The sequence below is a fragment of the Rothia nasimurium genome (assembly GCF_928381415.1).
Classification (GTDB): Bacteria; Actinomycetota; Actinomycetes; order Actinomycetales; family Micrococcaceae; genus Rothia; species Rothia nasimurium_H.
Window position 1 is genome coordinate 1 of sequence record NZ_CAKMSF010000012.1, and the last position, 24121, is coordinate 24121.

Genomic DNA, 24121 nt, shown 5'->3' on the forward strand with positions numbered 1-24121 from the left:
AGGTATGGACGCGGGGAATGCCCGTGGAGTTGACTGGTACTAATAGTCCGAAGGCTTACACTTTTATGACTGAGTTTGTTTGTTGTTTGCGTCCACTGTATGGTTTTGAGATAACAACCCTTGGGTTGAATCAGCGAGGGGTTCTAGAGCTAACGCTCTAGAACCCCTCGCTTTTTTGTGCCCAAAAACTGCTTTTTATAAAAATAGAACAAATATTTTATATACTGTGCGGTTAAAAATACCCCTCCAGCTTAGCCCGTAGAATCAGAGTATGACACTCACCGAGCAAGAAGCACACACCTGGTTCAGAGCTGCCGGGGCCCCGCTGGTTATCCCTGCGCGAGAGCGTGCGAGATGGACTCTCGCCCGTTCCGCCCCGCTTTCTGCCTGGCTTATAGTTTCCTCCTTCACCTATCTTGCTCTGCTGTGGGGCCTAGCCCAGCTTGATGTGGAAGCGCAGGACGGAGGCGTGCCGGTAGACGTGCCAGACAGCGTCCTGACGCCCATCTTCATTGCCCTAGCCCTCGTGCCGCCCCTTCTGCTTCTGGTTGTACCCTGGGCGGTATCGCGCTTACTAGAGCCCCTGCCCTTCTGGCGCCAAACCCTAATTGGTGCGCTGCTTCTGCCTCTAGCGGCTTTCTCCATGCTGCCGCAGACTGCCCGCTGGATAGGGCTGGCAGATGTTGCTGACGCCTTTGCTGCCGGTGATGTGCTCTGGATCTTGGGAGCTACGCTCCTAGCTGTTTACCTGGGCTTGGATTCCCTGTGCTACTGGGCGCTTCGGCAGGTTGTGAAGGAGCTAGCTGCCCTTTCAAGCATGGTGGTCAAGGTGCTGCCGGTGCTTATGATTGCCGTGCTCTTCTTTTTTGTGAACGGCGATATCTGGCGTGTGGCTGCGGCTTTGAGTATGCAGCGTACTCTGCAGGTTGTGGCTATCCTGACGGTGCTGAGCTTTCTGGTTGTTTCGTCTACAGTAACCGAGAAGACCCGCCGGCTGCTGGGTGCCCGTAAAGGGGATAAGGTGGAGGAGTTTACGGACGCCGAGTACGCGGGTGCTGCTCTACAGGCTGGGGACAGGTGGCGTCATGAGCTTGAAAATTTGCCCGCTGCGGGCTTGGGCCGCCCGGCTGATTTTAGGTGGGGCGAGTGGAATAACCTGGTACTTCTTCCGATTGTGGTGCAGATGATTCAGGCTGTACTTTTTGCCGGGGTCGTTTTCCTGTTTTTTGTTTGGTTTGGCACGATCGCTATCCCTGATGCCACCATTACGAGCTGGCTGGGTTTTGAGGCCTCTAAGGTGACCCTGTTGGGTGTGCAGTTCCCGTTTACGGACGTTCTAGTGAAGGTGTCGATGGTGTTGGGGGCTTTTGCTGCTCTTAACTTTGCTGCGCAGACTAGCACGGATTCCCGCTACGCGGAGGAGTTCTTGGAGCCTGCCATCGGCCAGGTGCGGCGCACGGTGATGGTGCGAAATATCTACCGGGCCCGTCACGGCAGTAGAAGGTGTTGACCTTTTCTCTGGAGGTTTGTCAGAATGGACTCTACGAGGAGGCTTGTCGATTAGCTTTCTCCTAGATACAGAAAGTCAACGATGACCGTATAATTTTTTGCCTTCAGGCTCGACGCCATCCTACCAACTCGCTTATAGAGATAAGCGGGAGGGTAAGTGTGCCATGGCGCAGGCCTTTCTAAAGAGACACAGCATGATTCTTTAAAGCCGCCATATGCGGCGGCTTGTTGTCTTGAAGGTAAAAATGAAAACTTTAATTTCTTTTTCTCGATTTTCCGTTGTTACTTTTTCTCGGTTTTATACTGTAAACCCTTTGCATGCCTGGATAGTAGTAATCTCTTTAGCGCTATCTCCAGCACTAGGGGTAGTAGTTTCTGCCATGCCCGGAGTGGCCCTTATCTGGGTTCTCGATGGTTCTGAACCTGTCTCTTTGGTTGTACTGATTATGGGCTACAGCCTGCTCTGGCTTTTATCCCGAGGGCTTACCTACGTGGTTTATCCGCTCTATGGAGCTCTCGAGCAGGCTGCTCAAACTGAGATAGCTCTGGAGGCATTGAATCATACTTATTGTTCTTCACGTCCGGCTCGTGCGCGGCAGGATGATGGAGAACTGGCCTACGCTATTGACGGTCATATGAGTGCATTCCGTGAGGTATTAGGAACCCTTCTTCTCGCTTTTCTGCCAGCAGTGAGCGTCCTTGCTAGTGGAGCTATAGCCCTGAGTTTTGTCGGCGGCTGGCCGGTAGGCATCCTTTATGTCCTGAGCCTCGTGCTCTTTATAGTCCTGAGTATGCCCCTTATTAGACGTCATCAGCAGGTACAGGGGGCTTTCTATGCATCTGCTCTCAAAAACTTTGGAGTGCTCAGCAACTATGTGGCCTATTGGCGGGAAGTCGCTATTTTTGGGCTACATGGTCAGACACGTCGCAACTATCAGAAAAGCCGTATTGTGGTAGAAAAAGCCGGGGTGCAGTCCTACCGAGCTACGCGCAACCTATATTTGGGGCAGACCCTGTTCCTAGCCTTACTTCTAGCCGTTCTTATGGGTGTCTACGCAGCTCTTAATAAAGGCCAGGAAATGGACATGGTGATTTCCGGTCTTGTAGCTCTCATTGGAGTGGCTCTTTACTCTATTCAAACTGTGCAGGATATAGGGTTCGGCCTATCTTCGCTGGGTGTGGCTATGGCTAAGCAGGAAGAGGCATCGCGAGCGGTACAAGGGAAGGGGGTGCAATTAGGGCAAGAAGCTATCGAGATAGGTCAGCTTTGTCAGTTGGTAGCTACTCGTAGGCGGGGAATTATCTGGCTATGTGGAGAAAGCGGGTCCGGCAAGACCAGTTTGCTTGAAGCCTTGCTAGGGTTCCGCGCAGTTGCTGATGCTGAAGTAGTGCCACTGGATACTTTTTCGACTGTGCGGTATTTGCCCCAGAGTACTAATCTGATTTTTGATACTGCCTATCAGGTGATTCAGGCAGATCGTGCCCTACCTGGTGAAGATATAGACCGTATGCTCAGAGAGTTAGGACTCCCAGACTTCACCCGGGCTGGCAGGAGGTCTAGTGATGCTGTAGCCGGAGAGGGAAACGCCCTGTCTGGCGGAGAAGCAAGGCGGGTGGCGCTCGTCCGTACCCTGCTTGGCCCCCAAGATTCTCTTGTCGTGCTCGATGAGCCTACCACGGGTATCGGTTCTGGAGACCGTGCTGCTGTCTGGCAGCAGATACGGCAGATAGCTGAATATAATCTGGTTGTCGTGGTCACCCACGACGCTGATGCCCCTACTGAGCCCTCAGATACCTACCTACAGATCGGGCAGGTGCCTTAGTGTCCGAACATGACCTTGTAGGCCAGGAAGAACATGAGGGCGGCGATGCCGGCGTCCAGCACGCGCCAGGCACGGGGGCTGGCGAAGACAGGACGCAGGAAGCGGCTGCATGAGGCCAGGAGGGTAAACCAGATGGCACTACCTGTGACCGTGCCCGCGTAGAAAAGCCAGCGGTAGTCGCCCTGCTGCGCCGCAATGCCACCAATGAGCACAAAGGTGTCGAGATAGGTGTGGGGATTGAGGTAGGTCATGGCAGCAGCAATCAGCAGGGCCTTACCCAGGGTCTGCGGCCCGGAGTCTTCGCTGGTGACCGTCATGGCGGACGGCCGTAGGGCACGTTTCGCGGCCATGGCACCGTAGATGACGAGGAAGGCTCCGCCACCCCAGCGCAGAATCTCTAGTACCCAGGCGGCTGAGTCCACCAGGGACCCGATTCCCAGCACTCCTAGGCCGATGAGCAGGGCATCAGAAAGAATGCAGAAGATGGCAATGGGCCAGATAAACTTGCCGATGATGCCCTGCTTGAGCACGTAGGCGTTCTGGGCACCGATAGCCACAATGAGTGAGAGCGAGGTGCCGATGCCAAAGAGTACGTGGGGGAGGATTTCTGCGATAGTCACGAGAATCTATCGTAGGTGACCAGCATTCATAAAGCTATCTAATGAAACTTCAATAGCATAAGATGTTCTTATGATGCGCTTTACGACCGACCAGCTCCAAACCTTCGTCACCGTCATTGAATACGGCACCTTCGACGCAGCCGCCGATATTTTGGGCGTCAGCGCCTCTGCCATCTCGCAACGCGTCAAGGCAATGGAACAGCTGGCCGGGCGGGTGCTCCTCAAGCGCACTAACCCGGTGGCTCCCACCGAGTCGGGGCAAAGCGTCCTGCGTATTGCCCGGCAAAGCGAATTCCTGCACGCAGAAATGGAGCGTGAACTCGGCGGTAGCGAAGAGGGGCAGAGCGTAGCTGTGGCCGTCAACGCCGACTCCCTGGCCACCTGGTTCCTCTCGGCCGTTGCAGAGCTGGCCGCCCGCGACCGTATCTTCTGTGACGTGCGCCGAGAAGCCGAGTACCACTCGTCCGCCCTGCTGCGGTCGGGCGAGGTGATGGCTGCCCTGACATCGCGCCCCGAACCTATCGCCGGTTGCTCCGTTGAGAAGCTGGGCGATATTCGCTACCGCGTGGTTGCCTCCCGCAACTACCTGGCGCGCTACTTCCCCGCCTACCCGCAGGTCACCGCTGAGCAGCTGGCACTTGCGCCGGTGGTGGAGTTTGACCGAAAGGACTTCGGGCTCGCGTCCGCCCGGGGCCTGCTGCTCGACCGCTTCGCGGTGGAACCTGACTCCTGGCAAAGCTCGCCCACCATCTACCTGCCCAGCTCACCCGACTACGCGCGGGCCGTCCTGGGTGGTATCGCCTGGGGTATTCTGCCGGAGGTACAGGCCCTTGACGCCCTTGCCTCCGGCGACCTGGTGGAGCTCGCCCCCCAGCCGGTTGATGTGCCACTTTACTGGCAGCACTGGAACATCAGCTCCCCCGTGCTCGCCCGGCTGAGCGAACGGGTGTACGCGGCAGCTGCGGGTGAAGGGGTTCTGCGATAGCCCCGCCGGCTAAAATTTTCTTTGTAAAATTTTTTACCGCACAGCTTGCACGAGTAAAACTTTACTTGTAAAGTAATAACTGTTGAAAACAAACCGTACCGTTTGAAAGGCATAATCATGGCAGAACTCACCGCAGGCACCTGGAACTACGACTCAGCACACTCAGAGGTAGGCTTCACCGTCCGCCACGCAGGCATTACCAAGGTGCGCGGCACCTTCGAACAGGTCGACGCCCAGCTCGTCATCGCTGACAACATCGCAGACTCCACCATCAAGGCAACCGCACAGATCGCATCTGTTAACACCAATAACGCTGATCGCGACGGCCACCTGCGCAGCGCAGACTTCTTCGATGCAGACGCCCACGCCACCATGACCTTCGAATCAACCTCCTTTGAGCTCGACGGCGAAGACCTGACCATCGCAGGCAACCTCACCATCAAGGGCGAAGCCCGCCCCGTCACCTTCACCGGCGAATTCACCGGTGCAGTCGTTGACGCCTTCGGTGTTACCCGCGCCGGCGCATCTGTCTCAGCAACCATCTCCCGCAAGGACTTCGGCATCACCTGGAACGCCGCAGTTGAAGCCGGTGGCGTGCTGGTCTCAGATAAGGTCGTCATCAACCTCGATGTAGCCTTCACCGCTCCCGAAGCGTAATCAGACTCCCAGCGTGAGAACGCTGACGAGATAAAGCACACTGCTTGAGGCATATGCCCAAGCCAAGGTGCAAAATCAGCTGAACTCGAGCTGATAGGTGTTGTGTAGCCCTGCCCTTCCCTGCCTTACAGTAGGGGAGGGCAGGTTGCTTTAAGGGAAAGGACGCTCCTAGCCACTTTCCTTTCGATTCCGCTCCGCGGCCTTTTGGAACCCGGGGCGCTCACCGGTTTTACTAAAACCCTACTGGCTCTCAACTTTCTTCTAGCACCCTCTGGCAGGCGCTGCCGCAACTGGCAGCCGCCCTGTCAGTGGTGGTAATTCCCCTACTGGGTGCGGCCCTTATCCAGGGGGTGGGTGGGCACCTACAGAAATATTCTGAAGATACAGCGAGCGTTTTAATGGTGCCTCTGATGATGCCGGTGCTCGCTCTCACCCCAGTTGCTCATGCCGTTCACGTCACCCGTCTTGTCTCGTATCTTCTACCTCTGGCTTGTCTATATGCCCTATACGCTATATGTATGGGGTTACTCTCCGGCTACCTTCTCCGCCGCTGGGGCAGGGCCCTAGCCCGCCACCGCCTGCCACACAAAATAAATAGCCACAGCGGCAACTACACCAAACAGCGCCCACCGGCGCAGCTTGGTCTCAAACCGGGCGGCACGAATATCGGCGCGCTGCTCCAGCGTCTCGTTCGGATCAACCGGCGCTAGGTTCGAGGGGTTGGTTGTCTCAGGTTTCTTCTCAGCCACAGCGGCACCCTAGCGCCAGCGGGTGGTCATAACCAGACCCACCATCATGAAGCCAATGCCGATACCGATATTCCAGTTACCGATACCCGGAATCGGGTACACCGACTGGGAAATGTAGAAGGTAATGATCCACAGTACGCCAATCACAATCATGGCGAACATAATCACGCGATACCAGAGGGGGGTCGGCGACGGGAAGTCATCGTCGCTGTACATCGACTCAGCAACGCGGCGCAGCTCCGCCTCTTCAAAATCCTCGTCACGAATAGACTTCGACTCAGCCACTTTTCCTCCAGTAGGGGAGCACGCTCCCGGCAGTTTACAAAATATACGGTCAGAGACGATTTTAACCGTACCACCTGAAAAAGTTCTAACATTAAACAGTCCCCCGCAACCGTCCCACGCCGAGGTGAGATGTGACCACAGCAGCCCCCACCGCTAGCCGCCGCGCGCGTCCCCCTGCTAGCCGCACCCCCCTGCAATGGGTTATCCAAATCGTCGGTGAACTTCTGATTACGGCGGGCCTTATCTTGCTCCTGTTCGTCGCCTGGCAGCTCTGGTGGACCAACATCGACGCCAACCGCACCCAGCAGCAGGCCGTCGACAGTCTCATCCAAGAATTCAACAGCGGCAGCGGACGCCCCGGCCCTGCTACCACCGGCCAGGGGGAGAAGACCGAGGGGGCGGCGTCCGAAAACGTCGTACCCGACTACGACCCCGCCAACCCACCGGTTGCCACCCCGCCTGCCTACGGGCAGGCCTACGGCGTGGTCTACATTCCCCGCCTGGGCCAAAACTACGCCCGGCCCCTCGCCGAAGGCGTAGGTACCGACGTGCTCGACACTCTGGGCCTGGGGCGCTACCCCAGCAGCCAGATGCCCGGTGAATACGGCAACTTCGCCCTGGCAGGTCACCGCCAAACCAACGGTGCAGTGCTCGATAACATCGACCTGCTCCAAAACGGCGACAACATCTACGTGCGCACCGCCGAGGGCTACTACACCTACCGGGTCTACGAGCACAAGATTGTGCTCCCTACCCAGATAGAGGTCATCGCCCCTAACCCCGACCAGCCCGAAGCGCCCCTCGCCGACGCAGACCGCCGCCTACTCACCCTCACCAGCTGCCACCCCCGCTACGGCGATACCGAACGCTACATAGTTCACGCCGAATTCGTCAGCTGGCAGCCAGCTGAAGCCGGTGCCCCCGAAGAAATCGCCGCCATCGCCGGCTAAAGCCAACCACCGCCGTCCACCCCAAGGAACCCCATGTACACCTGGATTTTCCGCCACCTACCCGGCCCCCTGTGGCTGCGCATCATCATCGCCATTGCTCTCATAGCTGCCGCCGTCTACCTGCTCATGGAATACGTCTTCCCCCACTTCGCCGAATACAGCCCCTTCAACACCGACGTGACCATAGAGCAATAAGCACCGGACGCCCGCCCCACCCCGTGCGATAGAATCAAGACACCATCACGAAAGGGCAGGTGCCATGACCAAAATCCTCGTCATCGATAACTACGACAGCTTCGTCTTTACTCTGGTCGGTTACATCCAGCAGCTCGGCGCTGAAACCACCGTTATCCGTAACGACGAACTGACTCTTGACGAGACCATCGCCCTCGCCCAGGAGCACGACGGCGTGCTCGTCTCGCCCGGCCCCGGCAACCCTGCCGAGGCGGGCGTCATTATCGACGTCATCAAATGGGCCAAGACTGCTAACAAGCCCCTGCTCGGCGTCTGCCTGGGCCACCAGGCCCTCGCCGAAGCCTTCGGCGGGGTAGTGGGTCACGCCCCCGAGCTCATGCACGGTAAGACATCCCAGCTGGTGCACACAGGCCAGTCCGTATTCAAGGGCCTGCCCAGCCCCTTCACCGCCACCCGCTACCACTCCCTCGCCGTTGAACCTGCCACCCTGCCTGCTGAGCTAGAGGTTACTTCCAGCACCGATAACGGCATCATCATGGGTCTGCGCCACGTTACCGCCCCCCTGCACGGTGTACAGTTCCACCCCGAATCGGTACTTACAGAAGGTGGCTACCTCATGCTCGGCAACTGGCTCGAAGAAGTAGGCCTAGAAGGGGCCGCAGCCCTGGGCGCGACCCTCTCTCCCCTCATTGAACCGGCAGCCTAACACCAGCTTGATAGCCCAAAAACCCCTATAAGAAAGCCGCCCTCCCCACGTGGGGAGGGCGGCTTTCTTATAGGTTGAGCACGACCTAGCCGTTGTTGTTACCGCTTGCGCTCGCTGCTGCGCTCGGGGTTGCCTGGGCAGTGGCCGTAGCGGCAGGCTGGGTGGCCTGGGCCGTAGCCGCTGCACTCGGTGCGGTAGTAGCTGCCGCGCTGGGGGCGCTGGTCGCTACAGGGGCAACCGCCACGCGAATAGTCACGGTTGAACCCTGCTCAATCAGGGTTCCGGCAGTGGCACTCTGTGAGATAACGGTGCCAGCGGGCTGGGCGGTGGTGGTGACGGTTTCGATATTGGTGCTCAGCAGGGTATCTGATGCGGTCAGTGCTGCGATAGCGGCATCGCGGCTCAGGCCGACCAGGCTGGGGACCTCAACCTTACCGTTGGAGAGAATGATATCGATGGTCGCGCCGGCATCGGCCTGTTCACCGGAGCCGGGGGTTACACCAACAACCATGCCCGCGGGGATGGTGGGGCTGTTGACGGTGGTGGTGCGGCCGGGTACGAAGCCAGCGTTCGTGAGAGTCTCACGCACGTACTGTTCACTCTGGCCCTCAAGGTTGGCAGGTACGGTCAGTACAGCCGGGCCGGACGATACCGTCACAACGATCTCACTGCCCTCTTCAGCTTCGAGGCCGGTCACGGGGGAGGTCTTGATAACTGAACCCTTGGGGATGGTGTCGGAGTGCTCTTCTTCGAACTTGAGCGCGAAGTTCAGGTTACGCAGCTGGGTTTCAGCCTCTTCCTTGGTGAGACCCTGAACCGCAGGAACCACGTGCACGGGAACCTCGTTGAGCTTGGCCTGGTAGTAGAGCACAGAGCCTACACCGAAAGCTGCCAGCAGGAGGATGAGCATAGTGGTGAGAGCCTTGCTCCAGGCGCTGCGGCGGCGCTTTTTGCGGGCCTTAGCAGGGTCCTGGCCGTAGCCGTAACCGTAGAGTTCTTCGTCGGTGTATTCAGACTGGGCGTTGTCGAAGAAGCTGCCAATGCCGGCTTCTTCGGTTTCGCGCGGAGTGGCGGCAACAGTGCCTGCTGCGGCGCCTGCGCCCAGGGCAGCTGCACCGAAAGCGGTGGTTGCTTCGGTGGGGTCCTGGTCGCTACCGGTAAGTATGCCGCTTTGGGCATCTTTGAGGGCGGACGCGAATTCGCCGGCGCTCTGGTAACGGCTGGCAGGGTTCTTGGCCAGGCCCTTGAGCACAGCGGCATCGAGAGCAGGGGAGACTTCTTCTGAGGCGAAAGCGCTGGGAGGCTGAGGGGTCTCACTCAGGTGCTTACCAGCCAGTTCTACGTTGGTGGGGGCATCAAACGGTGAACGCCCCGCCAGCATCTCGTACACCACGCAGGCAGCTGAGTAAACATCGCTGCGGGCATCGACGGTCTCGCCGCGGGCCTGTTCGGGGGAGATGTAGCGGGCGGTGCCCATGACGGTGTTGGCCTTGGTCAGGGCATTACCGGCTTCTTCGGCGGCGCGGGCAATGCCGAAGTCCATGACCTTAATCTGACCGGGCTCGCCCAGCTCACGGTCCTCTGCTGTCTGGGGCAGAATCATGACGTTGGCGGGCTTGATATCGCGGTGCACGATACCTGCGCTGTGGCTGTAATCGAGAGCCTCAAGAATCTGCACACCGTAGGCTAGGGCCTGGGCCTGGTCGACCTCGCCGCGAGACATAGCGTCGCGCAGGGTGGTGCCCTGAACCAGCTCCATGACCATGAAGGGCACAGAGACCTCAGAGCTACCTACCTGAATATCGAAGGAGCCGGTGTCGTAGACACCCACGATAGAGCGGTGGTTGAGGGCCGCGACGGCCTCTGCCTCGCGCTGAAAACGGGCGCGGAAGATGACGTCCTGAGCATGCTCAGTCCGTAGAACCTTGAGCGCAACCTTGCGCCCCAGGCGTGTATCAACCGCCTCGTAGACGGTCGCCATGGCGCCGGAGCCGATAACGGCCCCTACCTCGTAGCGCTGATCGATAGTTTCAGGAACCTGCTGGTCCATGTATTCACCCATCATTTCCGGTGGAGTTTAGTTGCCGGTTGAATCAGCACTCGGTGAGGCTGATTCGGAGCCGGTGGTTGACTGTGATGCTGAGGCGCTCGGCGATGCGGATGCACTGGCTGCGGGGGCCTTGGCTACGTAGACGTCTACGCTGCTCCCTACCTCAACGCGGGACCCCGAGGTGGGGCTGGTGCGGAGCACGGTGCCTTCGCGGGCACTGCTGCTTTCTTCAAAGTGAATCTGCACGTTCACGCCCAGGGCGGTAATCGCGTTGATGGCCTCTTCAGAGTCTGTACCCTCCAGATTACTGGGTAGGGTCACTGATTTGGGGCCGGTGGAGTACTGCACGGTAATGGTTTCGCCCACTTCTACGCTACCGGTAGGTGAAACGGAGAGCACGGTGTCTACCGCGGAGTCGGAGGTGACGCCGGTGGTGCGGGTTGAGAAGCCCATGGCGGTGAGTTCGTTGACGACTTCATCGAGGGGTCGGCCCTCGAAGGAGGCTGAGTCAATCTCTACCCGGGTTTTCTCGGTACTGGTTTCGCTGGCACTGGGTATGGGTGAGACGCTGACGGTTGAGACGGTACCCGAGGCGGTGGGGGTGCTGTCGCCGGTGGTGCTGGAGCGGTTGCTACCAGCTAGTACAAACCAGACGACCGCGGCAATGAGGAGCAGGGCAAGCACCAGGGACACCCAGCCCCAGGGGCTCTTCTTCTTTGCCGGGGGCTCGGCTGCCGGGTAGGCGGCAGCGACCGGGGCACTGGGTACACGGGCGGTGGTGGGCTCGGGTTCGTAGTGGGCTCCTGAGCCAAACCGGGCCGCTGCGGGAGCCACGGCGGTGGGAGCCGTCATGACCTGGGTGGCCTGGGTATCTGCCCCCTGGGGCAGGAACTTGCCCAGGGGCGGTACAGCCTTGATGGCGGCCGGGATGTCGCGGCGGCGGATGGCGTCGATAGCGGACGCCAGCGCGGTGGCGGTCTCGGGGCGGTCCGCCGGGTCCTTGGAGAGCAGGCACATGATGAGCGCTGCTGCGGGGGCGGGGACGTCCTTGGGTAGAGCCGGCGGCGGGTCGTTAACCTGGGCCAGGGCAATAGCAATCTGGGACTCGCCGGTAAAGGGGCGCTTACCCGCTAGGCACTCGTAGCCGATGATGCCCAGGGAATACATGTCTGAGGAGGGGGTGGCCTGCTGGCCGGTTGCCTGCTCAGGCGCCAGGTACTGGGCGGTACCCATAACCTGGCCGGTGGCGGTGAGGGGGACCTGGTCGGCCAGGCGGGCGATACCGAAGTCGGTGACCTTTACCCGCTCGTCCGGAGTGATAATCAGGTTGCCGGGCTTCACGTCGCGGTGCACGAGACCCTGGGCGTGGGCGGCTGCCAGGGCGCGGGCGGTCTGCGCCATGATGTTGAGAATGCGGTCAGCAGGTAGCTGCTTGTCGCGCTCAATGATGTTAGACAGCGGCTCCCCGGGCACGAGCTCCATGACCAGGTAGGCAGAGCCGTCCTCTTCACCGTAGTCAAAGACGTTGGCGACGCCGGGGTGGTTGAGCAGGGCGGTGTGGCGGGCCTCGGCGCGGAAACGCTCCAGGAAGCCGGGGTCGCCCGTATATTCCTCTTTCAGAATCTTTACGGCGACGGTACGGCCCAAGACCTTATCGCGCGCCTTCCAGACCTCGCCCATACCGCCAATCGCGATACGCTCGGTCAGGGTGTAGCGACCACCAAGAGTCACATCTACCGAAGGCCTCACTTGTTCAACACCGCCTCAAAAAGTTGTTTACCTGCGGGAGCAGCAAGCTGCGCCCCTGTTGTGACGTCTACACCTTCATAGACTACCGCGATAGCTACCTGCGGGTCGTCAGCCGGAGCGAAACCGGTGAACCAGGAGTTATTCAACCCCGTGTCCCCAATTTCAGCGGTACCGGTCTTACCGGCCACCTGGACCCCGCTCACTGCGGCGCCCGAGGCGATACCGTTGCTCACGCCGTTTACCATCCACTCTGTTACCTGGTTAGCGATATCGGCTGAGGTGGAGCGTCGTAGCTCCTCAGCTGAGAACTCATACAGCGAGCTGAGGTTGTGAGACTTAACCGACCTAATCAGGTTGGGTTTCATCTGCACACCGTCGTTCGCGATAGCTGCGCTCATCATGGCAACCTGCAAAGGGGTGGTCTTCACATCGTACTGACCAATAGACGCCTGTGCTAGCTGGCTGTCTTCCATGTTGGTCGGGAAGACCGACTGTGACACGGTCAGGGGAATCTGGAGGCCTTGCCCGTAGCCAAAGTTGCTTGCGGTCTGGGCGATGGTTTCTTCGCCCAGGTCCATAGCAATTTGGGCAAAGGGGGTGTTGCAGGACTGCGCCAGGGCCCACTCGATGGTGGCGGACGTGCGGGTTGAGCACTGGCTGCCGGTGTAGTTGGGCAGGGTGACGGTGGTGTTCGGCAGGGTCAGGTTCTGCGGGTTGGGGATCACCGAGTCTGCATTGTATTTACCCGATTCGAGGGCGGCTACGGCGTCAATAATTTTGAAGGGTGAGCCGGGGGCGTAGGTGTCGCCCGCGATAGCGCGGTTGTAGAGCGGGTGGTTGGCGTCCTCATTGAGGGCCGCGTACTGGGCCAGCACCGACTCGGCGTTGTGGGACGAGAGGGTGTTGGGGTCGTAGGAGGGGGTGGACACCATAGCCAGGATTTCGCCAGTCTTGGGGTTGAGGGCCACGATAGAGCCCTTGTGGCCGTCCAGCAGGTCGTAGGCCAGCTGCTGGAGCTCGCTGTCGATGGTCAGCTCAACGCTGGCCCCCTGGGCGGTGTTGCCGGTGAACATCTGGGCCAGGCGGTCGTAGAACTGGGCGTCGGAGTTGCCCGAGAGCTGGTCGTTCATGGCAGCTTCCAGGCCGGTTGCCCCGTAGATGGACGAGAAGTAGCCGGTGAGCCCCGCGTAGAGCTCGGGCTGGGAGTAGGTGCGCTGGAAGGCGTAGCCGTCGTTCGACTCTACGGACGAGGCGATTTCTACGCCGTCAACCACAATGGACCCGCGCTGGGAGCCGTAGCTTTCGTAGAGGGTGCGGGAGTTCCAGGCGTTGGCCTGCAGGTTTTTAGCGTCAAAGAATTGGATATAGGTCAGGGTGCCCAGCAGCATCACGAAGACGCAGGCCGCAGCGATCCATGCCCGGCGGATAGCTTTATTCACCGCGAGCACCTCCTGAACGGTTGGTTTCGGTAATTCTAGAAATGACGGACGTGGCGCCCTCGGGCTCGTAGCCCTCGTAGTCGATGCTGTCTGCCTCGTCGAACTCTTCTACCACGTGCGGGGCACGGGCGGTGTGAGAAATCGCGAGCAGGATGGCTACGATGACCCAGTTCGAGAGCAGGGAGGAACCGCCTGCCGACATGAAGGGGGTGGTCAGACCGGTCAGGGGAATCAGGCGGGTCACGCCGCCAACTACCACGAAGAGCTGAATCACGATCAGGGCTGAGAAGCCGGCTGCCAGGAGCTTGCCGAAGGCATCACGGGTACCCAGGGCCGCACGGAAACCGCGGGAGACCAGCAGCAGGAAGAGCATAAGAATCGCCCCCAGACCCAGCAGGCCCAGCTCTTCACCGAGGGCGGTGATAATCATGTCTGAATTGGAATACGAGACGAGGTCGGGCCGTCCGTTGCCCCAGCCGCGTCCGAACAGGCCGCCAGAGGCCAAGCCAAAGAGGCCCTGCACAATCTGACCCGAGCCACCCAGGGGCTGGTTGTAGATTTCGGGGTCAAAAGCGTGCACCCAGGAGTTGATGCGGTAGTAGACGTGAGAGATGTAGTTGTAGGCCAGCACGCCGCCGGCAGCTACAAAGAGCAGGCCCAGGGCAACCCAGGTGAGGCTTCCGGTTGCCAGGAAGAGCATGGCCAGGAAGATGCCGAAGAAGAGGATAGCCGAGCCCAAATCGCGCTGGAAAACCAGCACCGCCAGCGAGACAAACCAGGCGATAAACATGGGGGCCAGGTCTTTGAAGCGGGGCAGGCGTACCGGGCCGATACGCTTACCGGCCAGCATGATCAGGTCGCGGTGGGTTGAGAGGTAACCGGCGAAGAAGATGGCCAGGGTAATCTTGGCGACTTCACCGGGCTGGAAGGTGCGGCCGCCGAGTGAAATCCAGATGCGGGCACCGTTAATTTCGGTACCGATGACCGGTAGCAGCGGCAACAGGAGCAGCACAATCGAGGCAGCCAGAGAGATATAGGTGACTTTCCGCAGGACCCGGTGGTCGCGCAGGAAGAAGAGCACCACGGCTGAAGCAATCATGGCTACGCCGGTCCACATGAGCTGGGCCGCCCCCGCGTTAGCGGTGGTGGTCAGGTCGATACGGTAGATCATGGCTAGACCCAGCCCGTTGAGAGCCACCGCAATCGGCAGGATAAAGGGGTCGGCGTAGCGGGCCCGCATGTACATAACGGCATGCAGTACCAGGGCGCCCACACCCTGAACGGTAAGAGCCTGTACCCACATGCGGTTTTCCAGGGCCGCTTCGGGGTCTACCAGGTACATGGCGGCGGGGCAGAGCAACACCGCGAGCACGGTGAGTACCAGTTCGGTCAGTCGGCGGGAGCGGGGCAGCTCAACCGCAGGTGCGGCAGATGAAGCGCTCACTAGTTACCTCCCTGGGTAGTTGTGCTGGTATCGGGTGTTGGGCTGGTTTCGGACGCCGGGCTCGGCTCACCCGAGGCACTGGCAGAGGCACTCGGGGTGGGCTCCGCCGTGGTGACGGTTCCCGGCGTGACCGTAGCCGGTAGCTGGTCGCGCAGGTTCTGCACAATCTGCTCAGCCTCGTCCTGGCTCGTGGCGGTGATAGTGCTGCGCAGAAGCGACTGGGAGAACTCCGGTAGGGAGCTGACCTCAATATCGGTCTCTTCCACCACACTGTTCAGGCTCACCGGCCCCAGGGACTGGTTGATGCCGTTGAATACCGTCACGTGGTCGTCCTTAACACCCACGTAGTACTGGGTTTTAGTCCACGAGAAGAAGCTCCAGGCGCTCGCTGCGAGAACCGCCAGGGTCAGGGTCACCACGAAGACCCGCATGGGCCAGCGGTGGGGCGACGGTGCCACCTCGTTGCTCAGGGCAACCCGGTATTCCTCGGGCAGCTCAGCGGGTTCCAGGGTCTGGGTGGCCTGCTGCTGCGAAAGAGTGCTGATGTTCTGGGCCGTGCGGGCTGTCACCGCCGGAATCATGCCGGTCTGGGTTGCGTTAACGGCAGCTCCCACCAGGTCGTGGGGGCGCTCCGAGAGCTCCTGGCGAAGGACGGACGCCGGGGTCGGCTCGTCCTCACCGTCACCGGTGGTGGCGGTGGCGGCGTCCACCCCGGCCTTAACCGTCATGGTGTTGAGCACGCCGTCGGTGAAGGACTCGCCGCGCCACTTGCCGTGGCGCAGGGCGTTGCGCATCTTGGCGTGCTGGGGCATGCGGCGGCGCCAGGGGGCGCGGTGCTCGCCGTCCTCGTCTACCGGCTCGGCGGCGTCCGCCCCCTCTGCCTCACTGTCGCTGGAGGCGGGCTCAGCGGCCTCCTGCTCCACGGTGGGGTAAACCCCCACCAGCTCGCCGTCCTTACCGTACTTACGCACCGGAATAATCGGCTGCGGGGCGGTAATCGCCGCAGATAGGGAATCCTCGCTAATGACCTGCAGGGCCACCACGGTCACGTTATCGGGGGCGCCGCGTTCTAAGGTCATGTTGGTCAGAATGTCGACCACCTGCTGCAGGTCGCCGGTGGAGCGCATGACCGCCTCAATCTCAGCTACCTGCACCACGGCGTCCAGGCCGTCAGAGCTCAGCACCCACTTTTCGCCCACCACGGCGTCCAGGGTGCGAAGTTCAAGCTCGGGGGAGGCATCAACATCGCCCAAGACGCGCATAATCACGTTCTTGTGCGGGTGGGCCTCAGCTTCCTCGGGGCTAATACGCCCCTCTTGCAGCAGGCGCTGCACAAAGGTGTGGTCGGTGGTGACCTGCTCAAACACGCCGTCACGCAGGCGGTAGGCGCGCGAGTCACCAATATGGGCCATCTCAATACGGTCGCCATCAATCAGCAGAGCCGTGCAGGTGGTACCCATACCCGCCAAACGCGGGTTCAGCGCCACCAGCTCATTCATGATGATATTGGCATTCACGATCTCATCAGCCAGGTACACCCCGGCATTACCCTCAAAACCTGCCCGGTCAAGAGGGGTCAGATCAAGCACCGTGGTGGCCGACGCGACGTCGCCGCCCACATGCCCGCCCATGCCGTCGGCAACCACCGCCAGGTAGTGGCCCGCATACCCCGAGTCATCGTTCTTCGAGCGCACTCGCCCCACATCGGAGCGGGCCGCAAAACGGAAAGCGATACTCATGCACTAGGCTTTCAGCTGCATGGTGGTACGGCCAACCCTAAAGAGCTGGCCAGCCTCAATCGGAGTAGCACGGGTCAGGCGGGTATCACCCACAAAAGTACCGTTGGTTGACCCCATATCTTCAAGGAACCAGCGTGACCCCTGCGGGAAAAGACGGGCATGACGGCCCGAAGCGTAGTCGTCCTGCAAAGACACCTCAATATCGGTGGCGCGGCCAATCGTCACCGGGCTATCGCCCAGGCGCATGGTAGCCCCGGCCTGGGTACCGTCCACAATCGTCAGCAGAGACGGACGCGCCGGAGGGGCAGCCGCCGGCGCCGGGTGGGCGGGAGTCGCAGGAGCAACCGGCGCATCAACAGCGGCGTCCTCAAACTGAGCCCGCGCAGTGCGGATATTACGCCCCACACCCAGGTCGCGGCGCGACGCGGCAAGAACCATAAAAATAAACAGCCACAGCAGGCCCAAAAAGGCAAAACGCAAAACCGTCACGGTAATTTCAGATGCCACAAGCTACCCCTTACGAACCATCAGACGGAAAACAATACGGGCCCGGCCCATCTCAATCACAGAACCGTTACGCAGCTCAGCCCGGCCGTGCAGGCGCTTACCGTCGAGGTAAGAACCGTTCGTGGACCCCAGATCAACCGCCAGGTAGGTGCCATCTTGCTCCACAATATCGAGGTGGCGGCGTGAGACACCCGTATCTTCAACGGTGATATCTGCGTTGGAGCCACGCCCCAGAGTGACCGGCAAATCGCGCACCACAACGCGCTCGCCGTTGATGTCGAGCACCACCTGGGGGGTGGGAGTGGGGCGGTGAGACTGCGGTAGCTGGTGGGCGGGCACCGGCTCGGTGCGCGGTGGCGCTGCCGGGCGGGTGATGCGCGTGGGCAGCTGCTGCTGGGCGGACGCCGGGCGGGCGGGTGCTGCCTGAGGGGCAGGGGCCGGGGCGGCCTCGTCCTGCGGAGCCTGCATCTTCTTGACTGCGCTGGTGACGTCGAAGCTGCCCGGTTCAAGCTCGTTATTGAGCGAGAAAGTCACGCGCACCGCCCCGCGCAGGGAGTAGCCCTGGTCGCGGGCGTGGCGGATGACCACGTCACAGAGTTCTTCCGCCAGGGGTACACCCCACTGCTGGGCTCGTGAAAAGTCGCTGGCTGAGAACTCGGCGGTGAAGTTGTTGGGGGCGATCGTGCGCCCGGACGAGACGGAGAAAGCCTTATTGTCCATCTCGGTGCGGAGCCGGTTGGCAATATCTACCGGCTCAAAAGTGCCGCCCTTGCTGAAGGTGCCACGCACGGCCTTTTCTAGGCCCTGTTCAAGTCTGTCGATGAACCCCATGCTTGCCTCCTTCAACACAAAACTACGGGCGCACCGCGCCGTGTTCCGCGGGTGCTCGAGCTGATTCGCTGCGCAGGGTGTGCGCACAGCCTAAGCTTCTAGTCTAGTGGATAACCGTAAAAACTCCCCGGGAAAACCTGGTAAAGCCCTGCTATCTCACGGGTTTGAGGGTGGTGCGCGGACGCCCGCGCGCCGGTTTTGGGTGCCTTATAGGCTTGTGTGTGGTTGAGGACACTTAAGAGCGGTTGGACATCTTCTTGGGGGTGTGTGTATAGTTATCTTCGTTGCTCATTCAGCAACGGTAAAAAAATGAATAATGCGCAAGTGGCGGAATTGGCAGACGCGCTGGCTTCAGGTGCCAGTGATCGCAAGATCGTGGGGGTTCAAGTCCCCCCTTGCGCACGGTGAAGAAAAACCCGTTTCCCTTAGTGAGAGCTAGAGGGAGCGGGTTTTTCGTGCCCGAAAATGGCCCCGTGATACTCGTTTGCCCAGCAGTCGGGTACAGGCGTCCTTTTCTCCACAATGTACCGTGCCCTGCCCGTTTTTAGTATCAAGAACGGGCAGGGCACGGTACAAACTATTTAAGATGGCATTCTAGGTATCAAGTAGTACTTCTTGGCCAGCAGGCTATGAGGTAGCCGGTAGGGTGATAGGGGGCTGGGCAGGGGAAGAAGCCGCTAAGAAATTGAACGTGGATGACGGCATGGCTGACTTCTTCGGCAACATATATCAAGGAATAAAAGGATAAATACACCGTGGTACCTTTCGAAATAACATCAGCACATGTTGGTTGGATTGGCTTGAGCCTTATTGGTCTTGGTGGCTGGGCTCTCCTCGGCGCAGGCAAAAACCGCACCTACGCCCTCACCAAAGACCCCTTCTGGATGGACCTCTACCTATTCATTCTTGGTGCCAGCGGACTCTTCTTCTCAATAACGTTTATTTCATCAGTCATGATGAACTATCTCGGCAACGAGAACCCGCTAGTCTTATTCGTAGGTTTAGCAGGTATTGGGTCTCTGGGGTGGCTGGTGTTGACCTGGGGCGCAGCCTCCTTCACCACTGCCCCCTTCATCGGCCCCCGCCCCCGCTGGTGGAAAGAAACCCACCACACCCTCTACGCCTGGACCCGCCACACAAAACACCACCACATCCACGCCACCCGCCTCTACCGCATCCCCACCCCCACAGCACCACCCACAGAACCTATCACCAACATCCGCAAAACCAACCAACCCTACGCCATCGAGCTCTCAGCCTTCACCAACACCCACACTAGCTTCAAGCTCTACCACCACTTCGTCCCTTCTAACCCCACTCACCGCTACACCCTCAGAGGAACCATCACCGGCCCTTTCACTTTCACTGGTCAAGTGCCCACCCAGTATCTATCAGCGCAAGAGCTTCACTATCGCAAGTCCATGTACTTTGAACAAGAGCCAAATCTTGAACCAACCCGTACACGCACCGTTGAGATGTTTGTGGATAAGAACCTTTTAAGTTTCGTGCAGGTACCGGGTGAGGATTATGTGCGACGTCATAGCTGGGTGGTGTCCTTTGCTAACGTTTCTGTGGATGATGTGCAGATCAGCGTTCTTGAGTCAGGTCAGTTGCGCATGGTGATAGGTGAGGCTGACCCTGTATCTGGTGAGTCCTTTGTGTTTGTGTCTGAGGATAGCTGGTGGAATAGAGTAAAGAGCAAGAGGCCTCAGGGTTTGGTCAAGGCTCTGGGGAAGAAGAGGTGGTTGCCCTTGTCGTTCGGTTCCTTGGTGCGTAAACGTTTTGAAGGTGAGGTGTCCATAGTCGAGGATCAGGTGGTGGGTGTTCGTAGTGAGGTGGAGTATTATTCGAGGCAGGCAACTCGATAGGGGAAAGCACTTTCCTTGATTTAAGACGTTGAAAGAGAAGAAATGACTACGTATTTGGAGCCTACTAGCGGAACGATATTGAATCTTCCTGACGATTGGGCTGTTGAAGTGGGCGCACAGGAGTCTTTGGCTCTAGTTGCTCAAGCATCACAAGGAAATTTAGCTGGGGCAAATATCGTAGTGACGGTTGAGAAACCTCCAATTGAAGTACAAGTACTTGGGGATTATGTTGATAGTCAAGTTCAAGCCATAGCGCAAGAGTATTCAGCCCATAATTTTGTTCTCTTGGGCAGACGTCTCTATTCGACGGAGAAGGAAGAAGTTGAAGTAGCTGTTCATTCCAAAATAGTAAATAAAACACCTTTAGCTTGTTTTCAACTTTTTTCTTTCTATCAAGATATTGCTACTACTGTGACAATCACAGTTCCCTTAGCGCTGATGGATACAGGGCTGTCATTGACTCACCATGTAATTAAGACTTTCTCTCCTGCCCAACGGCTATACCATTATCCTTTTTACCAAAAGCAGAAGTAATGATTTTAGCAAATAATGATTTTGAACAGACCCTGCTTCTTCCTGTAAGCGTATTGGATTGGCTAAGTGATGCTAACGCGCAAGATTTGACTACTTTTGATGAGGTGCAGAAAGAACTTATAGAGTCCGGTTTTATAGATACTCAGGGCAAGTGGACGAAAGACGGAGAACGCGTCGTTCAGATAATTCGTTCAGCTGACGCTGAGTTTTCTGTCAGCCATCTTCACGCTGTAGATGAAAATTTCCTTCGCCTTTATATAGGGCAGGAGGAGAGTATTGTGTGCTCAAAACTTATTGGGGCGAGTGGCATAGCAGGGGATACATTCCTTTTTTCCCGTACGACTCATGAGAATGCTTTACAGCATGTTTTTGCCTGGATGGGTCTACCAGTAGTGGCTATGCCGGAAGACAATGAGTCTAGTATTTCTTCTGAGCTACTCACGAGTAGGGGTTTTTCTGAGGCTGCTCGTGGGTGGCTGGTTACCTGTAGTGCACTCCCTGGGGGTCTACACATTATCTTCCACCAGAATTTTTTGTGGCGGGTAAGTAATATTATCGAGACTGGTTCGATTAGCCCTCTTTTAGCTTTAGAAGGTGAGGATACCTTGTCTTTCAGCATGTTGATTCATTATGTGTGGGCTCAGTGCTTTGCTGAGATAGGCTAGTTTTTAACGTCATATTTATATATCTACACTTTGAGGGTAAGAAGGTAGGGGGCTGGTAGTGGCTGACTTGCGATTTGATTATGGGCTCCTTCAAGAGCTCATCAACACTTTTGAAAACACTCGATCAGGTTTTGAAACTCTGGCAGGGTCTACCTGCCCTACCTGCAGCAGTGAGGATCCTGTGGCAGAGCATCATGCCTCAACGGTCAAAGATCAAGAGAAGAAACTACTTTCTGATGCGGTGACCTCATTTACCCATGCCAAAGATGGCGCCCAGGATGCTTATGATGCGTTCAAGGCTGCCGATGGTGCAGGAGAAGGGAAATAAAGGATATGAGTACTCGACCTTCTGATTGGTCTCCTCTTACTGGTGGGGATCCGTGTCCTGGTGATCCTGGTGCGTGGGATGCGGTGAAGGATTTTTGGGCTCAGCGTAGTGCTGATATTGATGGGTACCGGGAGAAGCTGAATCAGCATACTTCTATCGACGGGGAGGGAAATAGTATCCGCCGTCTGGAGTCTGCGTTCTCTGATGGTGCGTCTATGGCTTCTCTTATTTCGTATGAATTTGAGAAGGCTGCAGATGCCGCTCGGTCTTGGCAACGAAAGTTGGAGGATATGCAGTCCCGTGCTGATGAGGCTTTACGTAAGGCTCAGGCGGCGAAGACTGCTCAAGATGATGCTCAGACAAAAATAGATGGGCTTAAGGCTGAGGCTGCTAAGGATAAGTCGCCTGATCCGATTATTTCTGTGAAGATTCATGGGCTTTTCGGCGGTGGTGGTCTTGAGGGTGAGATTGCTGATGCGAAGGCTGATATTGAGGCTGCGCAGAAGGTAGTGGATGATATTCGGGATGAGTATGCCCGGGAGTCGGCTTCTGCTGTTGATGGGTATGAGTTGGCGTCGGTGGAGGGTATTTATGCTCAGGCGTCGAATAAGTCGTTGGGTGGGAATCCCTTTAGCTCTTCAGACGAAGTGTTTAGTGGTTTTAGCGAGTTTGATGCTGTTGCTTTGAGCAAAGCATTTAGCGAGGCGAAGCAATCGGAAAAGAACATGCCGGCTTTGTTGAATATGCTCTCTGAGATGACTGCGGAACAGATTCAGACCTATTTTATTGCTCATCCGGAAAATGCGGTGTTTGCTACGAATCCTATGGGCGGGGATAACGTACAGCGGGCTAAGGATGTTCAGAAGTGGTGGAACGCAAAAGAGCCAACAATGGATAAAGAGGGTCGGATTACTGGTTCTGCGGATGCTCAGCAGTCTGGCTACGGGATGCTGAGTGAAGATCAGCGGTTGGCGTTGATGAAGTATGCTCCAGGGTTTGTGGGTAATGCGCAAGGTGTGCAGTATGCCTATCGTTCTGAGGCGAACGTGAATTTGTTGAGTGTTTTGTCTTCTGGTCCTGATGATTCACGTGGTATTCCGTTGAGTTTAGAGGGGTTGTGGATTTCTCAAGGCGTTCGGGATACCGCTAAGAACGCGTTGGATCATTACGAGTCTTTAAGATCAGAGGGTATTGAAGCTCAGATTGTTACTTTCGAGGTTAATGCTTCGCGAATTGATGATAATCATTGGGATGACGTGAAAGCTGCGATTTCGGTTGGCAATCTTGATGAAGCTGAATCGATCAGTTATCTTACGCATGGTATTGATACAAATGCGCAAGAAAGTCTAGACGGGCATATGGAAGCGACCAAGTCCCTTTACAACGAAGAAGAACGTCTATTCCAAGATAACGCGGAAGAAGACAAAAACGGGGAAAAGATCTTAACAAAACATGCGACAGTAGCATGGATGAATTACGAGGCTCCTGAGGGACCCTTTGATGGGGATCTGACTGTCTTGGATAATGATAAGGCTTATGCAGGTGGCCACCGGTATGCGCAAGATTTGGATACTCTCAATACCTTGCGAGGAGAGCAGAATATTCGTTTGAATACAGTTGCTCATTCTTACGGTACTGATGCCACGTTTGCGGGGATGACTGAGATGAAGACTGAGGTTGATAGTACGGTCTTTTTGGGTTCTGCTGGGTTGCCGCAGGAACTGGTGAAGGCAGTAAATTCAGGGCAACAACATCTGGCAGTGGATCCTAAAAATATTGCGTATACCCATGCTTCAGAGGATGCAACTGCGCCACTGGGGTATATCAAGTGGTGGAATAAGGAAAACCCTGACACTTTAGATGGTGCTACTGAGATTAGCTCTGAGGGCGGGTACGGTCGTGGTGGCCAGTACTTCCAGGATACTGATGGTCATGGGTTGTTTGATGAGAATGGATTAGAGGGATATCTCAAGGAAGGTACTTCTTCGCGGTATCAGACAGCGCTGTGGACGACTGGGCATAGGGATCAGATTGGTCCGTTGCTTGATTATGTTGATCGTTCTGATGTGAAGGTCAAAGAAATGGGTCCGGATATTTATGGGTATGAACCTGCTAATGAGCGTAAGAGTATGTCTTCAGCTGAGGATATTGAAAGGTTGAAGGCGTATGCCCGGGATCATGATATTGAGTGGGATAGGGTGCAAGATGGCGATCCAGGATAAAGGATGAAAGAGAGGTAGCGCGATGAAGCGTATTTTTTTGTCGGTTGTGTTTGTTTTAGTTTTTGTATTGTCAGGATGTGGTTCTGTGAATCAGAAGAATGAGGCGGTTGAGCCTGATGCTAACGAGGTTTTTAGAGAGATGTACTCTGCAGTAACTGTTGCTGCTAGTGCGAATGGGAATGAGGCGAAGTTTCGGTGGAAGAATAATACGATGCCTTTTCCATATCAGGAAGCTTCGTGGGCTGATGTGACAGTTTTTCCCTGTG

The 24121-nt window shown here is 57.5% G+C and carries 23 protein-coding genes and 1 tRNA gene; 14 read left to right on the plus strand and 10 right to left on the minus strand.

The window, feature by feature from the left end; all coding sequences use genetic code 11:
• The first annotated feature begins 271 nt into the window (after positions 1 to 271).
• Both L7A20_RS11395 and L7A20_RS11400 read left to right on the plus strand, forming a co-directional pair.
• Positions 272 to 1510, plus strand: a complete 1239-nt coding sequence (locus L7A20_RS11395) for a hypothetical protein (protein WP_237197770.1) — start codon at positions 272 to 274, stop codon at positions 1508 to 1510.
• A 244-nt stretch (positions 1511 to 1754) separates the two neighbouring features.
• Entirely contained in the window at positions 1755 to 3332 is a 1578-nt protein-coding gene (locus tag L7A20_RS11400; protein ID WP_237223615.1) for an ABC transporter ATP-binding protein, read from the plus strand.
• Here the strand turns inward: L7A20_RS11400 and L7A20_RS11405 are convergent.
• Positions 3329 to 3952 (minus strand): LysE/ArgO family amino acid transporter, encoded by a 624-nt coding sequence (locus L7A20_RS11405; RefSeq protein WP_237206049.1) that lies wholly within the window; start codon positions 3950 to 3952, stop codon positions 3329 to 3331. The two genes, L7A20_RS11400 and L7A20_RS11405, sit on opposite strands and share 4 nt — an antisense overlap.
• Before the next feature lie 70 nt (positions 3953 to 4022).
• Between L7A20_RS11405 and L7A20_RS11410 the strand changes: the two genes are divergently transcribed.
• A complete protein-coding gene (locus tag L7A20_RS11410) occupies positions 4023 to 4937 on the plus strand; it encodes a LysR family transcriptional regulator ArgP (RefSeq protein WP_237223616.1) in 915 nt (304 codons plus the stop codon).
• A 117-nt stretch (positions 4938 to 5054) separates the two neighbouring features.
• Entirely contained in the window at positions 5055 to 5594 is a 540-nt protein-coding gene (locus L7A20_RS11415; RefSeq protein WP_237223617.1) for a YceI family protein, read from the plus strand.
• 563 nt (positions 5595 to 6157) lie between these two features.
• Here L7A20_RS11415 and L7A20_RS11420 read toward each other — a convergent pair.
• Both L7A20_RS11420 and L7A20_RS11425 read right to left on the minus strand, forming a co-directional pair.
• Positions 6158 to 6343, minus strand: a complete 186-nt coding sequence (locus tag L7A20_RS11420; RefSeq protein ID WP_135012635.1) for a long-chain fatty acid--CoA ligase — start codon at positions 6341 to 6343, stop codon at positions 6158 to 6160.
• A 9-nt stretch (positions 6344 to 6352) separates the two neighbouring features.
• Positions 6353 to 6628, minus strand: coding sequence for a cell division protein CrgA (locus L7A20_RS11425; RefSeq protein WP_237186461.1), 276 nt, complete (start codon positions 6626 to 6628; stop codon positions 6353 to 6355).
• Positions 6629 to 6759: 131 nt separating this feature from the next.
• Between L7A20_RS11425 and L7A20_RS11430 the strand changes: the two genes are divergently transcribed.
• The 3 genes from L7A20_RS11430 (at position 6760) to L7A20_RS11440 (ending at position 8479) form a co-directional block, all read left to right on the plus strand.
• Positions 6760 to 7578: a class E sortase gene (locus L7A20_RS11430; RefSeq protein WP_237223618.1), complete on the plus strand. Its 819-nt coding sequence runs from the start codon at positions 6760 to 6762 to the stop codon at positions 7576 to 7578.
• Between the two features lie 33 nt (positions 7579 to 7611).
• Positions 7612 to 7773, plus strand: a complete 162-nt coding sequence (locus L7A20_RS11435; protein ID WP_237207696.1) for a hypothetical protein — start codon at positions 7612 to 7614, stop codon at positions 7771 to 7773.
• A gap of 64 nt (positions 7774 to 7837) precedes the next feature.
• Positions 7838 to 8479: an aminodeoxychorismate/anthranilate synthase component II gene (locus L7A20_RS11440; RefSeq protein WP_237186450.1), complete on the plus strand. Its 642-nt coding sequence runs from the start codon at positions 7838 to 7840 to the stop codon at positions 8477 to 8479.
• A gap of 85 nt (positions 8480 to 8564) precedes the next feature.
• Here L7A20_RS11440 and pknB read toward each other — a convergent pair whose 3' ends face one another.
• The 7 genes from pknB to L7A20_RS11475 are packed head-to-tail and all read right to left on the minus strand — an operon-like array spanning position 8565 to position 18238.
• A complete protein-coding gene (pknB, locus tag L7A20_RS11445; RefSeq protein WP_237223619.1) occupies positions 8565 to 10529 on the minus strand; it encodes a Stk1 family PASTA domain-containing Ser/Thr kinase in 1965 nt (654 codons plus the stop codon).
• Between the two features lie 27 nt (positions 10530 to 10556).
• A complete protein-coding gene (locus L7A20_RS11450; protein WP_237223620.1) occupies positions 10557 to 12278 on the minus strand; it encodes a protein kinase domain-containing protein in 1722 nt (573 codons plus the stop codon).
• A complete protein-coding gene (locus L7A20_RS11455) occupies positions 12275 to 13717 on the minus strand; it encodes a peptidoglycan D,D-transpeptidase FtsI family protein (protein WP_237186438.1) in 1443 nt (480 codons plus the stop codon). Before L7A20_RS11455 ends, L7A20_RS11450 begins: the two co-directional genes overlap by 4 nt.
• On the minus strand, positions 13710 to 15161 hold the full coding sequence (locus L7A20_RS11460; protein WP_237223621.1) for an FtsW/RodA/SpoVE family cell cycle protein: 1452 nt from the start codon (positions 15159 to 15161) through the stop codon (positions 13710 to 13712). Before L7A20_RS11460 ends, L7A20_RS11455 begins: the two co-directional genes overlap by 8 nt.
• Positions 15161 to 16900, minus strand: coding sequence for a PP2C family protein-serine/threonine phosphatase (locus L7A20_RS11465; protein WP_237223622.1), 1740 nt, complete (start codon positions 16898 to 16900; stop codon positions 15161 to 15163). Before L7A20_RS11465 ends, L7A20_RS11460 begins: the two co-directional genes overlap by 1 nt.
• Before the next feature lie 3 nt (positions 16901 to 16903).
• Positions 16904 to 17407 (minus strand): FHA domain-containing protein FhaB/FipA, encoded by a 504-nt coding sequence (locus L7A20_RS11470; RefSeq protein ID WP_185173720.1) that lies wholly within the window; start codon positions 17405 to 17407, stop codon positions 16904 to 16906.
• A 3-nt stretch (positions 17408 to 17410) separates the two neighbouring features.
• Entirely contained in the window at positions 17411 to 18238 is an 828-nt protein-coding gene (locus L7A20_RS11475; RefSeq protein ID WP_237223623.1) for an FhaA domain-containing protein, read from the minus strand.
• Positions 18239 to 18556: 318 nt separating this feature from the next.
• Between L7A20_RS11475 and L7A20_RS11480 the strand changes: the two genes are divergently transcribed.
• The 7 genes from L7A20_RS11480 to L7A20_RS11510 form a co-directional block, all read left to right on the plus strand.
• Positions 18557 to 18640: transfer RNA gene (locus L7A20_RS11480), tRNA-Leu, on the plus strand.
• Between the two features lie 398 nt (positions 18641 to 19038).
• A complete protein-coding gene (locus tag L7A20_RS11485; protein WP_237223624.1) occupies positions 19039 to 20106 on the plus strand; it encodes a hypothetical protein in 1068 nt (355 codons plus the stop codon).
• Between the two features lie 42 nt (positions 20107 to 20148).
• The gene (locus L7A20_RS11490) at positions 20149 to 20640 is read left to right on the plus strand and encodes a hypothetical protein (protein WP_237223625.1); all 492 of its coding nucleotides are present in this window, start codon (positions 20149 to 20151) and stop codon (positions 20638 to 20640) included.
• Positions 20640 to 21305 (plus strand): hypothetical protein, encoded by a 666-nt coding sequence (locus L7A20_RS11495; protein ID WP_237223626.1) that lies wholly within the window; start codon positions 20640 to 20642, stop codon positions 21303 to 21305. The genes L7A20_RS11490 and L7A20_RS11495 overlap by 1 nt, the downstream gene beginning before the upstream one ends.
• A 58-nt stretch (positions 21306 to 21363) precedes the next feature.
• Positions 21364 to 21633, plus strand: a complete 270-nt coding sequence (locus L7A20_RS11500) for a hypothetical protein (RefSeq protein WP_237197807.1) — start codon at positions 21364 to 21366, stop codon at positions 21631 to 21633.
• 5 nt (positions 21634 to 21638) lie between these two features.
• Positions 21639 to 23855: an alpha/beta hydrolase gene (locus L7A20_RS11505; protein ID WP_237223627.1), complete on the plus strand. Its 2217-nt coding sequence runs from the start codon at positions 21639 to 21641 to the stop codon at positions 23853 to 23855.
• 22 nt (positions 23856 to 23877) lie between these two features.
• On the plus strand, positions 23878 to 24121 hold a 244-nt coding region (locus L7A20_RS11510), incomplete at its 3' end, for a hypothetical protein (RefSeq protein ID WP_237223628.1).

Coding starts and splice junctions, on each gene's coding strand:
- L7A20_RS11490 (WP_237223625.1), top strand. CDS start 20,149: ATGACTACGTATTTGGAGCCTACTAGCGGAACGATATTGAATCTTCCT.
- L7A20_RS11495 (WP_237223626.1), top strand. CDS start 20,640: ATGATTTTAGCAAATAATGATTTTGAACAGACCCTGCTTCTTCCTGTA.
- L7A20_RS11415 (WP_237223617.1), top strand. CDS start 5,055: ATGGCAGAACTCACCGCAGGCACCTGGAACTACGACTCAGCACACTCA.
- L7A20_RS11505 (WP_237223627.1), top strand. CDS start 21,639: ATGAGTACTCGACCTTCTGATTGGTCTCCTCTTACTGGTGGGGATCCG.
- L7A20_RS11465 (WP_237223622.1), bottom strand. CDS start 16,900: ATGAGTATCGCTTTCCGTTTTGCGGCCCGCTCCGATGTGGGGCGAGTG.
- L7A20_RS11435 (WP_237207696.1), top strand. CDS start 7,612: ATGTACACCTGGATTTTCCGCCACCTACCCGGCCCCCTGTGGCTGCGC.
- L7A20_RS11475 (WP_237223623.1), bottom strand. CDS start 18,238: ATGGGGTTCATCGACAGACTTGAACAGGGCCTAGAAAAGGCCGTGCGT.
- L7A20_RS11395 (WP_237197770.1), top strand. CDS start 272: ATGACACTCACCGAGCAAGAAGCACACACCTGGTTCAGAGCTGCCGGG.
- L7A20_RS11400 (WP_237223615.1), top strand. CDS start 1,755: ATGAAAACTTTAATTTCTTTTTCTCGATTTTCCGTTGTTACTTTTTCT.
- L7A20_RS11440 (WP_237186450.1), top strand. CDS start 7,838: ATGACCAAAATCCTCGTCATCGATAACTACGACAGCTTCGTCTTTACT.
- L7A20_RS11410 (WP_237223616.1), top strand. CDS start 4,023: ATGATGCGCTTTACGACCGACCAGCTCCAAACCTTCGTCACCGTCATT.
- pknB (WP_237223619.1), bottom strand. CDS start 10,529: ATGGACCAGCAGGTTCCTGAAACTATCGATCAGCGCTACGAGGTAGGG.